This is a genomic window from Nakamurella sp., assembly GCF_048594475.1.
Lineage (GTDB): Bacteria > Actinomycetota > Actinomycetes > Mycobacteriales > Nakamurellaceae > Nakamurella.
The window spans coordinates 1-13,362 of sequence record NZ_JBMDXT010000321.1 but is presented as its reverse complement, the minus strand read 5'-3'; the positions used below and the strand labels follow the sequence as shown (position 1 = coordinate 13,362).

Here is a 13,362-nt window from a genome sequence, read left to right as displayed (position 1 = left end):
GCCTCCGGGATGCCCAGCCGGTCGTAGGTGTTCTTGATGTCCTCGGGCAGCTCCTCCCAGGAGGCCGCCTGCTTCTCCGTGGAGCGGACGAAGTACTTGATGGTGTCGAAGTCGATGCCCGACAGATCGGCGCCCCAGGTGGGCATGGGCTGCCGGTCGAACATCTTCAGCGCCTTGAGCCGCCGCTCCAGCATCCACTCGGGCTCGTTCTTCTTGCTCGAGATGTCGCGGACGACGTCCTCGTTGAGGCCGCGGCGCGCGGAGGCGCCGGCGGTGTCGGTGTCCGACCAGCCGAACGCGTACCGGCCGATGGCGTCGATGGTCGCGGCCTGCTCCAACTGGGACTGGCTCAGCCCCGGGTCCTGCTCGGTGGTCAGGGGGGTCGTCATGAACACGTCCTTCCGGTATCGAAGCGCTGCGGGTCGGGCGGCGACCGGCCTCGCAGGGTGGTGCGGGGTGGAACGAGATGGTGCGGGCGGGACTAGTCGCCGACGGTGGTCGGCGGGCCGGCCGGGCCCGCCCCGGGGGGCGGGATGGTGGCCAGCGGGATGAACGTCGTGCAGACCGGATCGCCGCGGGCGATGGTGGCCAGCCGCTGGGCGTCGGAGACCAGCGCCAGGGTGAACACGGCCATCTCCTCCTCGCACAGTTGCGGGTACTCGGCGGCCACGTGACCCACCGGGCAGTGGTGCTGGCACAGCTGCCGACCGACGCCGACCTCCTGCAGCGAGGCGGAGAAGCCGGCCTCGGTGAGGGCGCGGGCGAGGATGTCGGAGCGCTCGGACACGTCGGCGGCCCGGTCCAGCTCGTCGGCGAACGGGGCGACGATCGCCTCGGCCCGGCGGCGGGCGAAGGCGGTGACCGATTCCGGCCCGGCGACCTGCCGCAGGTAATCCAGCACCTGGATGGCCAACTCGTCGTACTGGTGGGGCAGCCGGCCGCGTCCGACGTCGGTCAACAGGTAGGAGCGGGCAGGCCGGCCCCGCCCGCGCTGGCCGCGGGCCGGCGGCTGGCGCGAGGTCACGGCCCCCTCGGCGATGAGCTGATCCAGGTGCCGGCGCACCGCGGCCGGTGAGATGCCCAACCGGCCGGCCAGGTCGGCCGCGGTCAGCGGGCCGTCGGAGAGCAGCAGCCGGGTCACGGCCTCACGGGTCCGACCCTCCCCGCGGTCGCCCGGGGCGGCCGCGTCGGCGGCGCTCAGGGCAACGGCGGCGGTTTTCACAACAACAGTGTGACCTTTTTCCGCGCCGAGATCAAAGGGACCCGTCAGCGACCCCTGTGGCCCCGGACACGCAGGTCAGCCTTACCGAACCGGCAGCCGGACCCCGGCCTCGATGCCTTACCGCGCCGCGACGCCGCCGGAGAGCGGCCCGCCCTCCTACACTCACCGCGTGGTACGTCCCCGGTCCGAGGTGGCGGCGGCCGGCGGGACCGGCCCCGCGGGCGAGCGTGCCGTCGATCGGACGGCCGCACCGGGCGTCGACCGGGCGGACGGACCGACCGGGCCGCGCGCCGGTGGGCCCACCCGCCGTGACCCCGGCCCGACCGAGGCCCGCCCCCTGGACGAGCACGAGCGCGGCCAGCTGTCCCGGCTGCGCCGCTGGGGCACGGTCGGCGCGCTGCTGCTGATGCTGGGCGCCGGCTCCTCGTACGGATCGGCCTCGCCGATCCCCAACCCGGTCGACGGGATCCGCATCATCGGCCTGCTCTCCCGGATCGGTCCGGCCGCGCTGGCCTGCTCGTACACCGGCATCGGGTTGATCGTGCTGTGCTGGGTCCTGATCGGCCGGCTGGCCGCTCCCGGCCGACCCCGGCGCCTGTCCCGCAGCCAGCTGTCCCACACCCTGGCCATGTGGGCGGTTCCGCTCCTGGTCACCCCGCCGCTGTTCTCCCGCGACGTGTACTCCTACCTGGCCATCGGCTCGATGATGGCCAACGGGTTCAACCCGTATGAAGCGGGCCCGTACGACACGCTGGGCGACGCGGACCCGTACGCCCACCAGGTGGACGTGCGGTGGCAGCACACGGCCAGCCCGTACGGCCCGGTCTACCTGCTGATCGCGCGGGCCGTGGTGACCCTCGCCCACGACAACCTGATCGTCGCCGTGCTGCTGCAACGGCTGATCGAACTGGTCGGGGTCGCCCTGATCGTCTGGGCGCTGCCCCGGCTGGCGCGCATCTGCGGCTTCGACCCGGTGGCCGCCCTGTGGTTGGGCGCGCTGAACCCCCTGGTCCTGTTCCACCTGATCGGCGGCGGGCACAACGAGGCACTCATGCTCGGCGCCATGCTCGCCGGCATCGTCATCGCCTGGCAGCGGACGGTGATCGGCGGCGTGGTGCTGATCAGCCTGGGCATGGGCATCAAGGCGACCGCCGGGATGACCCTGGCCTTCCTGGTGATCATGCTGGCGCTGCGGGCCGGCGGGCGCTGGCGCGACCTGCTGCGGATCGGGGTGCTGGTCGGCGCGGTCGCCGTGGCCACCTTCGCGACCTTCACCGTCATCGCCGGGGTGGGCTTCGGGTGGGTCGCCGCCCTGGGCGCTCCGGGCACCGTGCGCTCCTTCCTGTCGGTGTCGACCAGCCTCGGCGTGATCGCCGGGCAGTCCGGCCTGCTGCTCGGGCTGGGCGACCACACGCAGGCCGTGCTGGACGTCATGCAGCCGGTGGGCACCCTCATCGGTTCGGCCATCGCGGTCGTCCTGATGTGGCAGTGCTGGCAGCGACGGATCAATCCGATCGCCGGCCTGGGGATGGCGATGGGCGCGTTCGTGCTGTTCGCGCCCGTGATCCAGCCCTGGTACCTGCTGTGGGCCGCCCTGCCGCTGGCCGCGTCCACGGCCGACCCCCGGGTGCGCACCGCGACCATCTGGCTCACCGTGCTGTTCTCGGTGACGATCATGCCGAACGGGGCGACCATCCCGGTGTTCGTCATCGTGCAGGCCGTGGTCGTCGCCGCCGTCGTCGTCGGCGGGGTGTTCTACGGTCTGCGCCGGGCGGGTCTGCCGTCGGCGCACCCCGACCCGGTCGCGGTGGGCTGAGCGGGACCGACCACCCGCCGGGCCGCCCACCGGTTCCGGCCGACCACCACCGCAACGGCGGCCAGGACCCCGGCCAGCACGTCGACGACGTAGTGCTCGGCGGTGTAGACCAGCGCGAACCCCATCGCCAGCGGGTACAGGGCCAGCGCGACGCGACCCCACCAGGCCGTCCCGACCCAGAAGAAGGCCGCCACCAGGGCCGCGGCGGCCGCGTGCATCGACGGCATCGCGGCCACCGGGTTGGACGACGCCTGCCCCGCGCCGAGCAGATCGCCGACCGGCGTCAGGCCCAGGTAGTCCCACCCGATGCCCGAGATCCGGCGCGCCGGACCGGTCAGGCCCAGATCGGCCGCGATCCAGGGCGGCGCCATCGGGTAGAGGATGTAGACGGTGGTGCCGACGGCCACCAGCAGGCCGACGCAGCCGATCCACGCGCCGAACCGCGGCCGGTCCCATCGCCAGAGCAGCACCGCGACCGCCGGGATCACCACGAAGTGGCTGGCGTAGACGAGCGCGACGGCGGCGTCGTACCAGTGCGGACCGGACGGGTCGACCAGCCGCTGCTGCAGCCAGGTCGTCGGCAGGGTGCCGAAGACGAATTCGTCCGCCCGGACCGGCTCGACGACGTGCAGCGGCAGTCCCAGATGATTCTGCGCGCCCGGCCGGATCCGGTCCCGGAGCGGCTGGTTGACCGCGGCGGCCACGCCGTACGCGAGCAGCACCGCACCCAACGGCAGCCAGATCCGCCGGACCTGGAGCAGCGCCCGGCCCCGCCACCCGGCGCTCAGCGCCATGCCCGGAACGATTGTGCGCGCTTCCCGCCCGACTCCTGCATGCACGGTCGGTACCCCGGGGTCCACCGGTGGAACCCTCGGCCGCGACCCGACCCCGGTGCAGCCCCGATCCCGGCCTCCCGCCGGCCGGCGATCGTTGACACATGTCCATATAGCCATATAATGGGCCGATGGCCAGGGCCGCCACCACGACGGACGCGTTCAACGCGGTCGCCGAGCCGCGACGGCGGCAGATCCTGGACCTGCTCGCCGGCGGGCCCCATCCGGTCGGCGATCTCGTGGACGCGCTGGGCATCCCCCAGCCGCTGGTGTCCAAGCACCTGCGGGTGCTGCGCGAGGTGGGTCTGGTGCGGGTGCAGGACCAGGGCCGCCGGCGGATCTACCGGCTCGACGGCGAACCGCTCAGGGCGGTCTTCGACTGGGTGCGCCGGTACGAGCGGACCTGGTCCGCCCGGTACGAGTTGCTCGACGAGGTCCTGGCGGACCTGCAGGCCGACGAATCGGAGGAACGGCGATGACCCCGACCACGACCCACTCCGCGGTGGTGAGCTTCCCGGCGCCCACCCAGATCCTGGTGACCAGGGACTTCGCCGCCCCCCGCCACCTGGTGTACCGGGCGCACGTCGAACCGGACCTGGTCGCCCGCTGGTGGGCCGGCGACCGCGGCGTGGTGGACCGGATCGACATCGACCTGCGCGTCGGGGGCCGGTGGCGCTACGTGATGACGGCGCACGAAGGGTTCCAGGTGGCGTTCCATGGCGAGTACCGCGTCGTCGTCCCCGACGAAACCATCGTCTACACCGAGGTTTTCGAGGGTGCCCCGGGCCCCGACCCGGATGCGGACCCGGTGGTGTGCACGTCCACGTTCACCGATCGGGGCGCCGGCACCCGGCTGACCGTGCTGACCGAGGTGTCCTCGGTCGAACTGCGGGACGCCATCGTGGCCAGCGGCATGGAGGTGGGCCTGCAGGAGGGCCTGGACCGGTTGGAGCAGGTGGCGCTGTCCCTGGCGTGACGCGGCGCACCCGGGCCGGGCCCTCGCACCGGACCGGGACACCGTGACGGCCGCCTATTGTCAATCAACGTGAGCACCCAGCACCCCGACGGCCCGGAGCCCGTCCTGCAGGTCGACGGGCTGGTGCGCACCTACGGCCGCGTGCGTGCGGTCGACGGCGTGACGTTCGCGGTCGGCCCCGCCGAACTGGTCACGGTGCTCGGCCCGAACGGCGCCGGCAAGACCAGCACCCTGGACGCCTGCACCGGGTTCGCCCGGCCCGACGGCGGCACGGTCCGGGTGCTCGGGCTCGATCCGTGGCGGCAGGCGGCCCGCCTGCGTCCGCGCATCGGCGTGATGCTCCAGGCCGGCGGCTCGCATGCAGCCGCCCGCACCGGCGAGATGCTGCGCACGATCGCCGGCTGTTTCCACCACCCGCACGACCCGGAGATGCTGCTCGAGGTGCTGGGCCTGAGCTCGGTCGCCCGCACCCCGGTCCGGCGGCTCTCCGGAGGGCAGGTGCAGCGGTTGAGCCTGGCCATGGCCCTGGTGGGCCGACCCGAACTGCTCTTCCTGGACGAGCCGACGGCCGGGCTCGACCCGCAGGCCCGGCACCTGGTGTGGGACCTGCTGCGGGCGGCCCGGGCCGACGGGGTGGCGATCCTGCTGACGACCCACCTGATGGACGAGGCCGAACTGCTGTCCGACCGGGTCGTCATCGTCGACCACGGCCGGGTCGTCGCGCAGGGTGCCCCCGGCGAGCTGACCGGGGGGGCCGAACACCGGCAGCTGCGCTTCGCCGCCGCGCCCGGCCTCGACCTGGAGCTGTTGCGGCTGGCCCTGCCCGACGGGTTCGCGGTCCGCGAGACCAGCAACGGCCGTTACCTCGTCGAAGGGGAGATCGTCCCGGCCACGGTGGCGACGGTGACCTCCTTCTGCGCACAGGTCGGGGTCCTGCCCGGCGAGCTGCAGGTCAACCAGCGCTCGCTGGACGACGTGTACCTGGAACTGACCGGACGGGAGATTCGACCGTGATGCACCGCCCCACCCGGCCCGCCGGCCGGTGTCCCCGGTCCGGACCCGCGCGCCGGTCCGCGAGGGTGACGGGATGACCGACGCGCCCGCGCCGACCTTCCCGCCCGGCACGTTCACCCCCGATCCCCGGCCGGCCCCGCCGCTGCGGCGGATCACCGCCACCGCGGGTCTGGAGCTGCGGGTCACCCTGCGCAACGGCGAACAGCTGCTGCTCGCCCTGGTGATCCCTCTGGTCGCGCTCGTCGCCGGCACCTCGATCACGCTGATCGACCTGCCCGAGCCGCGGATCGACGCCGTGCTGCCGGGCGTGCTGGTGTTGGCGGTCTTCTCGTCGGCCTTCACCGCGCAGGCCATCACGACCGGCTTCGACCGGCGGTACGGCGTGCTCAAGCGGCTCGCCGCGGCCGGGGTCGGGCGCGGCCAACTGCTGGCCGGCAAGTGCGTGGCCACCCTGGTCGTGCTGGCCGGCCAGCTCGCCCTGCTCGGCGTGGCCGCCGCCATCCTGGGCTGGCGACCGCAGGGATCACCGCTGTGGGCCCTGGTGGTGGTCCTGCTCGGCGCCGCGGCCTGCGTCGGGTTGGCCCTCCTGCTGGGCGGCACCCTGCGGGCGGAGGCGGTGCTGGCCCTGGCCAACCTGATCTGGCTGGTGTTCGTGGCGGTCGGCGGCATCGTCGTGCCGCTGGACCGGGCACCGGCGGCGCTGCGCACGATCGGCGAGCTGACCCCGCCCGGCGCCATGTCGCAGGCCCTGCGCGCAGCCATGGCCGGCGGCACCCCGCCGGTCACCTCACTGCTCATCCTGTCGGCCTGGATCGTGATCGGCTGGGCCGCGACCGTACGGTGGTTCCGATGGCTCTGACTGATCCCCGGCCCGACTCCCGCTCCAGGCCCGGCGCACCGGCCGCGGCCACCCTGCCGTGGTGGCGTCGGCCGCCCTCGCACGGGCTGCAGAAGGCGTTCGCCTGGGCCGCCGTGCTGACCAACGGCCTGATCGCGGTCACCGGGGCCACGGTCCGGGTGACCGGATCGGGCCTGGGCTGCCCGACCTGGCCGGAGTGCCACCCGGGGTCACTGGTGCCGATCAGCCGGTCCGACCTGTCCGCCGTCCACCAGGCGATCGAGTTCGGCAACCGCACGCTCACCGGCCTGGTGCTGTTCGCCTCGCTCGGCCTGTTCGTGGTGCTCTGGCGGGCGGAGCCGCGCCGCCCCGGGGTGGTCCGGTTGTCCGCGGTGCTGCCCGCCGGCGTGGTGTTCCAGGCGATCTGGGGCGGCATCACGGTGCTCACCGGCCTGGCGTGGTGGACGGTCGCGCCGCACATGCTGGTGTCGCTGATCCTGCTGTTCGTCGCGATCATGGTGCTGGTCCGGCTGGACGAGACCGACGACCCGCCGGTGCCCGTGGTGCCCCGCCCGCTGCAACTGCTGACCTGGGCGACGGTCGGTGTGCTGGTCGCACTGTGCGTCGCCGGCACCCTGGTCACCGCGGCCGGGCCGCACGGCGGCGACGACGCCACGCCGCGACTGGACGTGTCGGTCCGCGCGCTGGCCCAACTGCACGCCGACCTGATGTTCGCCTACCTGGGCCTGCTGATCGCGATGACGGTCGGCTACCTGGCGGTGCGGGCGCCGCGGCGGCTGATGAGGCGGGCGTACGTCCTGATCGGCGTGACCGTCGGGCAGGGACTGATCGGGCTGGTCCAGTACGCCACGGGGGTGCCGGAGGTCCTGGTGGTGGCCCATGTGCTCGGCGCGACACTGCTGGTCGCCGCGGCCGCCGCGCTGGCCATGGCCACCCGGACCCGGGGACCTCAGCGGCTGAGCACCGAGCGCACGGCCGAACCCTCCGCGACCGCCCGCAGCGCGGCCTCCCCGACCGGCTGAAACCGACCGGCCCGGCGGGTTCGCGGCCGCACCCGGGCCGCGACCCGCGCCGCCGCCCGGTCGAACCGGGACGACGGCGGCACCGGGTCGGGCACCCACACCGGAACCGGCATCGCCACGTAGACGACCCGGCCCCGGCGCAGGGCCGCGCGCTGGCGGACCAGGCGCATCCGTTCGGTCATGGGGGCGCCCGGCGCCCGTCCCGCCCGCCCCCGGGGGCTCACATGTGGCCCAGGCCGGGAGCCGGCGCGTTGGCCAGGATCTCCTCGTAGCGGGCCTGGCGGACCTCGTTGACCAGGTTGCGGGACTCCTCCCGGTCGCGGACCACCTTGGACACCACGACGGTGGCGAACATGGCACTCAGCACGCCCATGGCCAGCATCCACTGCTCCTGGGCGCTGATGCCGAGCAGCCAGATGTTCGCGACGTTCCAGACGCCGGTGGCGGCCAGGAAAGCGACGGCGGCACCGAAGAAGGCGCCGGTGTGCGTGGTGGCGATCTTGGGCTGATTGGTGGCGGTGGCGGCCATGACGAGAACCTCTCTGGACGGGCGTCCGGGGTGTGTCGGGTAGGCGGACGCCGGGTGGTGGGACCGGGAGCACCCGGTGGAGGGAACCGGACGAACCGGGGTGGATCAGGACGGATCCGATCGGGCCGGCCCGTCGTCGGGGTGCGCGGCAGGGCCGGTCGACCGCCGGGCGGTCACCGGTGAGCCGGGTGTGGAATCAGTACTCGCGCGGGGTGCGGCGCCGGGCCTGCCGGACGGGCGCCGCCGCGCGACGGTGCTTGGTGCTCACGACGGCCTTGGACAGGCTGTGCCGGCGGCCGTCGAGCTGATGCACCCGGAGGACCTGGTCGAGCTTGGTGTGCCGGATGCGCGACGCCTGCTTGCTGATGCCCTGGGCGTCGCCGATGTCGGAGTAGCTGGTCTGCGGCAGCGAGGACCGCAACTCGTGCACGGCCTGCCCCTCGATGATGTCGAGGACCAGGCGGGCCTGGGAGATCAGCCGGATCTTGGCCAGCTCGAACTCCTGCTCGGTGGCCGACTCGTCCGGTGGGAGAGCCGCGTCCCCGAGGAGGTCTGCGATGTAGTCGTACATCTCGCCGAGTTCCACGTCACAGACGATGACACACGACAACTCACGTTGTCAACGACAATTCACATTGTCGTCGGCAACTTTTCGTGTCGGGTCGGACGGACGGCGTCAGCGACCGGTGCCGGCCATCCGGCGACGGTCGGCCGGGCTCGGGGCCACCTTCGCCGACAGCTCACGGGTCCACCCGTCGGCCACGGCGATGCCGGCCCGCCGGCACATGGCCGCCGCCGTGTCGGCGGAAGGAGCCACGGCATCGCCGTAGGTGCCGTCCTCGGCCACCACGACGATCCGGACGCCGACCCGGCCGATCGGCTCGACGACGGCCGCACCGGCGCCGCCGTGGGCGGCCACGAAGGCCCGTAGCCGGTCGGCGTGCCGAGCCTGGGCCGCATTGAGCCCGGCGGTCTGCTCGGCCTCGGCATGGTCGGTGTCCCTGCGCTCGGTGTCCCTGCCCTCGGTGCCCATCCGCTCGGTGCCCATCTGCTCGGGGTCCGTGTTCTTGGTGTCCACCGGGCTCAGCCCGGCCACCCCAGGACCGGCAGACCGATGGCGGCGTCGACCGCCCAGGCCACCGAGATCCCCGTCAGGTACAGGTTGGACAGGTGGAACAGCGTCATCGGCTTGGCCGGCGCGCCGCGCAGCACCCGCGTGTGCAGCAGATGCGCCATGGCCAGGAACCACAGGCCCAGCGGCACCGCGACCGCGGCGTAGATCCACGACGAGGCGGGGATCAGCAGCAACGAGCAGGCCACCATCGCCCAGCTGTAGAGCACGATCTGGCGCACGACCTCGCGGTCGGGCGCGACGACCGGCAGCATCGGCACGCCGGCCGCGGCGTAGTCGGCGCGGTACCGCATGGCCAGCGCCCAGGTGTGCGGCGGGGTCCAGAAGAAGATGACGCCGAAGAACACCCAGGCCGGCCAGCCGATGTCGCCGGTCACCGCGGACCAGCCGATGATCACCGGCATGCAGCCGGCCAGACCGCCCCAGACGATGTTCTGCGAGGTGCGGCGCTTGAGCCACATCGAGTAGACGAAGACGTAGAACAGGATCGCGACGACCGCCAGCGCCGCGGCCTGCCAGGTCGTGAAGGCCAGCAGCACCGCCGCGGCGAGCACCCCCAGCAGGACACCGAAGACCAGCGCGGCCCGCGGGGTGACGGTGTGCCGGGCCAGCGGCCGGGAGCGGGTGCGCCGCATCACCGCGTCGATGTCGGCGTCGACCACGCAGTTCAGCGCGTTGGCACTTCCGGCCGCCAGGGTGCCGCCGACGAGCGTGGCGATCAGCAACCCGACGGCGGGCACCTGACGCTGCGCGGCGAACATCGCCGGGATGGTCGTGATCAGCAGCAGCTCGATGATCCGCGGCTTGGTGAGGGCGACGTAGGCGCCGATCCGCGTGTCCAGCCAGGACCGCCGGCCGGAAGATCCCGGTTCCGGCGACCCGGTGCCGGTGTCGGCGGAGTGCGCGAGGTCGGCCACCCGGTCCGACCCCAGGTCGGTCCCACGGTCGGTCGCGGTGTCGGTTCCGCGCCCGGGCGCGGCGTCCGACGAGCGGGTCGGCGGGCCGGCGGACGGGACAGCCGTGGCGGCCCGGACCTCGAAGTCCCGGCCGGACCCGGACGCGACCTCCACGGGACTCCTCTACCTCGGCGGACTGCTCGCTCACCGTCGGCCCCGACGCCGGCGGCGTGATGTGACGACCGCGGCGGGTGGACGACAGACGCTCATCCTAGGTGGGCCCCGATCGCCGCGCCGACCTGCCCGGGCCCGTGTCGGGCTCGGCCAGGTCGTCGGGGCGATCGCCCGGCACCGCTTCGGCACCGTCCGACCCCCCCCCCCCCGACCACTTCCTGACCACTTCCTGACCACCCGCGATCACCGACGGCCGGTCCGGTCCGGAACCCTCGCCGGACACCCGCCGGACACCCGACCGACTCCCCCGCGAGACCCGGCGGACACCACCTCGACGCCGCGCGGACCACCCGGCGCAGATCCGGGTGGACCGCGTCGTCGGAATGGCGCCGATGGGTACTATGATTAGGACTGCGCAATCGAACGTCACCACCGTCACAGATTCCGCGACGCGCGACGGGCGCGTGTACGCGACCTTTGGAGGACAGTCCCACGTGACCGCTCAGCTCGATTCGGCCGCTTCGGCCGACATCCCCACCCTGACCACCGCCCATGTCCCGGCCGACTGGTCGGACCTGGACAAGCGGGCCGTTGACACCGCCCGGGTGCTGGCCGCCGACGCGGTGCAGAAGGTCGGGAACGGCCACCCGGGTACCGCGATGTCGCTGGCGCCGACGGCCTACTCGTTGTTCCAGCGGGTGATGCGGCACGATCCGGCGGACCCGCACTGGGTCGGCCGCGACCGCTTCGTGCTGTCCTGCGGTCATTCGTCGTTGACCCTGTACGTGCAGCTGTACCTGGGCGGTTTCGGGCTGGAACTGGCCGACCTGGAGGCGCTGCGCACCTGGGGGTCGCTGACTCCCGGCCACCCGGAGTACCACCACACCAAGGGTGTCGAGATCACCACCGGCCCGCTGGGCCAGGGTCTGGCGTCGGCGGTCGGCATGGCCATGGCCGCTCGGCGGGAGCGGGGCCTGTTCGATCCGGATGCGCCGGCCGGGCAGTCGCCGTTCGACCACTTCATCTACGTCCTGGCCTCCGACGGCGACATCGAGGAGGGCGTGACCTCCGAGGCGTCCTCGATCGCCGGCCGGCAGCAGCTGGGCAACCTGGTGGTGATCTACGACCACAACGACATCTCGATCGAGGACGACGTCAACATCGCGCTGTCCGAGGATGTGGCGGCGCGCTACGAGGCGTACGGCTGGCACGTGCAGAAGGTCGACGGCGGGGAGAACGTCACCGGCATCCTCGAGGCCATCGAGAAGGCCAAGGCGGTCACCGACAAGCCCTCGTTCATCGAGCTGCGCACGATCATCGCGTTCCCGGCGCCGACCCTGATGAACACCGGCAAGGCGCACGGCTCCGCGCTGGGCGCGCCCGAGGTGGCCGCGGTCAAGAAGATCCTGGGCTTCGACCCGGAGCGCAGCTTCGAGGTCGCCGACGACGTCATCGCGCACACCCGATCCCTGCTCGAGCGGGGTAAGGCCGCGCGGGCGCGGTGGCAGCAGGACTTCGACGCCTGGGCGGCGAAGAATCCGCAGGCCAAGGAGTTGTTCGACCGGCTGCAGGCCCGCGACCTGCCGGACGGCTGGGCCGACGGCCTGCCGTCGTGGGACGTGGACCCCAAGGGCATCGCGACCCGGGCCGCGTCGGGCAAGGTGCTGGGCGCCCTGGCCCCGGTGCTGCCCGAGCTGTGGGGCGGCTCGGCCGACCTGGCCGAGTCGAACAACACCACGATGGAGGGTGCGGACAGCTTCGGCCCGGTCGACGCCGCCACCAAGCACTGGAACGCCCAGCCCTACGGCCGCACCCTGCACTTCGGCATCCGCGAGCACGGCATGGGCGCGATCCTGACCGGCATCGTGATGCACGGCCCGACCCGCCCCTACGGCGGCACGTTCCTGCAGTTCAGCGATTACATGCGGGGCGCGGTCCGGCTCGCCGCCCTGATGGGGGCGCCGGCCATCTACGTCTGGACGCACGACTCGATCGGCCTGGGTGAGGACGGCCCGACCCACCAGCCGGTCGAGCACCTGGCCGCGCTGCGGGCCATCCCGGGCCTGAGCGTGGTCCGCCCGGCCGACGCCAACGAGACCGCGCACGCCTGGAAGGCCGTGCTGGAGCGCCAGCACGACTGGTTCAGCGGCCCGGCCGGGATGATCCTGACCCGGCAGGCCGTCCCGGTGCTCGAGGGCACCAGCGCCGAGGGCGTGGCCCGCGGTGCCTACGTGCTGGCCGACTGGGACGAATCGGCCCAGCAGAAGGTGATCCTGATGGCCTCCGGGTCCGAGGTGCAGATCGCGGTCGCGGCGCGGGAGGCCCTGCAGGCGCAGGGCATCGGCGCCCGGGTCGTGTCGGTGCCGTGCCTGGACTGGTTCGAGACCCAGGACGCCGCCTACATCCAGTCGGTGCTGCCGTCCGAGGTCACCGCCCGGGTGTCCGTCGAGGCCGCCATCGCGCAGCCCTGGTGGCGCTGGCTGGGCAGCTACGGCAAGCCGGTGTCCCTGGAGCACTACGGCGCCTCCGCCGACTTCCAGACGCTGTACCGCGAGTTCGGGCTGACCGCCGATGCGACAGTGGCAGCGGCCCAGGCGTCGCTGGCCGCGGCCGCCGCCGGCGGCGGCCCGAGCGGAGCCCCGAACGCGTCCTCGCTGCACCATGCGGGCCAGGACGACGCCACCCCCACCGCCCAGAACGACTGACTGACCGCCGTCGCCGACCCACCCGGGCCGGCGGAAAGGAAGACGAGAACACATGAGCACTCCGACGAGCACCGATTCCCCCGACCGGCTGGCCGACCTGACCGCCCAGGGCGTCTCGCTCTGGCTGGACGACCTGTCCCGGCAGCGGATCCACTCCGGCAACCTGCAGCACCTGATCGACACC

General features: G+C 73.1%; 13 protein-coding genes and 2 pseudogenes. 8 read left to right on the top strand and 7 right to left on the bottom strand.

The window, feature by feature from the left end; all coding sequences use genetic code 11:
- Both ACOJUF_RS14595 and ACOJUF_RS14590 read right to left on the bottom strand, forming a co-directional pair.
- Positions 1 to 389: pseudogene (locus ACOJUF_RS14595) on the bottom strand (Fe-S cluster assembly protein SufB); the annotation flags it as partial.
- Positions 390 to 481: 92 nt separating this feature from the next.
- The gene (locus ACOJUF_RS14590; RefSeq protein ID WP_420122555.1) at positions 482 to 1,222 is read right to left on the bottom strand and encodes a helix-turn-helix transcriptional regulator; all 741 of its coding nucleotides are present in this window, start codon (positions 1,220 to 1,222) and stop codon (positions 482 to 484) included.
- A gap of 169 nt (positions 1,223 to 1,391) precedes the next feature.
- On the opposite strand from ACOJUF_RS14590, the gene mptB reads away from it, so the two are divergent.
- On the top strand, positions 1,392 to 3,038 hold the full coding sequence (gene mptB / locus ACOJUF_RS14585; RefSeq protein WP_420122554.1) for a polyprenol phosphomannose-dependent alpha 1,6 mannosyltransferase MptB: 1,647 nt from the start codon (positions 1,392 to 1,394) through the stop codon (positions 3,036 to 3,038).
- Here mptB and ACOJUF_RS14580 read toward each other — a convergent pair.
- Positions 2,978 to 3,832 carry a phosphatase PAP2 family protein gene (locus ACOJUF_RS14580; RefSeq protein ID WP_420122553.1) on the bottom strand — a complete coding sequence of 285 codons (855 nt, stop codon included), beginning with the start codon at positions 3,830 to 3,832 and terminating at the stop codon, positions 2,978 to 2,980. The genes mptB and ACOJUF_RS14580 overlap by 61 nt on opposite strands.
- A gap of 170 nt (positions 3,833 to 4,002) precedes the next feature.
- Here ACOJUF_RS14580 and ACOJUF_RS14575 point away from each other — a divergent pair, with 170 nt between their 5' ends.
- From ACOJUF_RS14575 to ACOJUF_RS14555, 5 genes are all read left to right on the top strand, one after another.
- Entirely contained in the window at positions 4,003 to 4,350 is a 348-nt protein-coding gene (locus ACOJUF_RS14575) for an ArsR/SmtB family transcription factor (RefSeq protein ID WP_420122552.1), read from the top strand.
- Positions 4,347 to 4,847: an SRPBCC family protein gene (locus tag ACOJUF_RS14570; protein WP_420122551.1), complete on the top strand. Its 501-nt coding sequence runs from the start codon at positions 4,347 to 4,349 to the stop codon at positions 4,845 to 4,847. Before ACOJUF_RS14575 ends, ACOJUF_RS14570 begins: the two co-directional genes overlap by 4 nt.
- Positions 4,848 to 4,916: 69 nt before the next feature.
- Complete coding sequence (locus ACOJUF_RS14565; RefSeq protein ID WP_420122550.1) at positions 4,917 to 5,861, top strand: ABC transporter ATP-binding protein; 945 nt, start codon at positions 4,917 to 4,919, stop codon at positions 5,859 to 5,861.
- Positions 5,862 to 5,934: 73 nt separating this feature from the next.
- Complete coding sequence (locus ACOJUF_RS14560) at positions 5,935 to 6,720, top strand: ABC transporter permease (RefSeq protein WP_420122549.1); 786 nt, start codon at positions 5,935 to 5,937, stop codon at positions 6,718 to 6,720.
- The gene (locus ACOJUF_RS14555) at positions 6,711 to 7,742 is read left to right on the top strand and encodes a COX15/CtaA family protein (protein ID WP_420122548.1); all 1,032 of its coding nucleotides are present in this window, start codon (positions 6,711 to 6,713) and stop codon (positions 7,740 to 7,742) included. Before ACOJUF_RS14560 ends, ACOJUF_RS14555 begins: the two co-directional genes overlap by 10 nt.
- A 220-nt stretch (positions 7,743 to 7,962) precedes the next feature.
- Here ACOJUF_RS14555 and ACOJUF_RS14550 read toward each other — a convergent pair whose 3' ends face one another.
- The 4 genes from ACOJUF_RS14550 to ACOJUF_RS14535 form a co-directional block, all read right to left on the bottom strand.
- The gene (locus ACOJUF_RS14550; protein WP_420122547.1) at positions 7,963 to 8,271 is read right to left on the bottom strand and encodes a hypothetical protein; all 309 of its coding nucleotides are present in this window, start codon (positions 8,269 to 8,271) and stop codon (positions 7,963 to 7,965) included.
- Positions 8,272 to 8,467: 196 nt separating this feature from the next.
- The gene (locus tag ACOJUF_RS14545) at positions 8,468 to 8,857 is read right to left on the bottom strand and encodes a hypothetical protein (RefSeq protein WP_420122546.1); all 390 of its coding nucleotides are present in this window, start codon (positions 8,855 to 8,857) and stop codon (positions 8,468 to 8,470) included.
- A gap of 90 nt (positions 8,858 to 8,947) precedes the next feature.
- A complete protein-coding gene (locus ACOJUF_RS14540) occupies positions 8,948 to 9,349 on the bottom strand; it encodes a hypothetical protein (RefSeq protein WP_420122545.1) in 402 nt (133 codons plus the stop codon).
- 5 nt (positions 9,350 to 9,354) lie between these two features.
- On the bottom strand, positions 9,355 to 10,245 hold the full coding sequence (locus tag ACOJUF_RS14535) for a heme o synthase (RefSeq protein ID WP_420122556.1): 891 nt from the start codon (positions 10,243 to 10,245) through the stop codon (positions 9,355 to 9,357).
- A gap of 722 nt (positions 10,246 to 10,967) precedes the next feature.
- On the opposite strand from ACOJUF_RS14535, the gene tkt reads away from it, so the two are divergent.
- Together tkt and ACOJUF_RS14525 are read left to right on the top strand one after the other, a co-directional pair.
- Complete coding sequence (gene tkt / locus ACOJUF_RS14530; RefSeq protein ID WP_420122544.1) at positions 10,968 to 13,178, top strand: transketolase; 2,211 nt, start codon at positions 10,968 to 10,970, stop codon at positions 13,176 to 13,178.
- Positions 13,179 to 13,230: 52 nt separating this feature from the next.
- A pseudogene (locus tag ACOJUF_RS14525) lies at positions 13,231 to 13,362 on the top strand (transaldolase); the annotation flags it as partial.

Coding starts and splice junctions, on each gene's coding strand:
- ACOJUF_RS14555 (WP_420122548.1), top strand. CDS start 6,711: ATGGCTCTGACTGATCCCCGGCCCGACTCCCGCTCCAGGCCCGGCGCA.
- ACOJUF_RS14550 (WP_420122547.1), bottom strand. CDS start 8,271: ATGGCCGCCACCGCCACCAATCAGCCCAAGATCGCCACCACGCACACC.
- ACOJUF_RS14570 (WP_420122551.1), top strand. CDS start 4,347: ATGACCCCGACCACGACCCACTCCGCGGTGGTGAGCTTCCCGGCGCCC.
- ACOJUF_RS14580 (WP_420122553.1), bottom strand. CDS start 3,832: ATGGCGCTGAGCGCCGGGTGGCGGGGCCGGGCGCTGCTCCAGGTCCGG.
- ACOJUF_RS14575 (WP_420122552.1), top strand. CDS start 4,003: ATGGCCAGGGCCGCCACCACGACGGACGCGTTCAACGCGGTCGCCGAG.
- ACOJUF_RS14560 (WP_420122549.1), top strand. CDS start 5,935: ATGACCGACGCGCCCGCGCCGACCTTCCCGCCCGGCACGTTCACCCCC.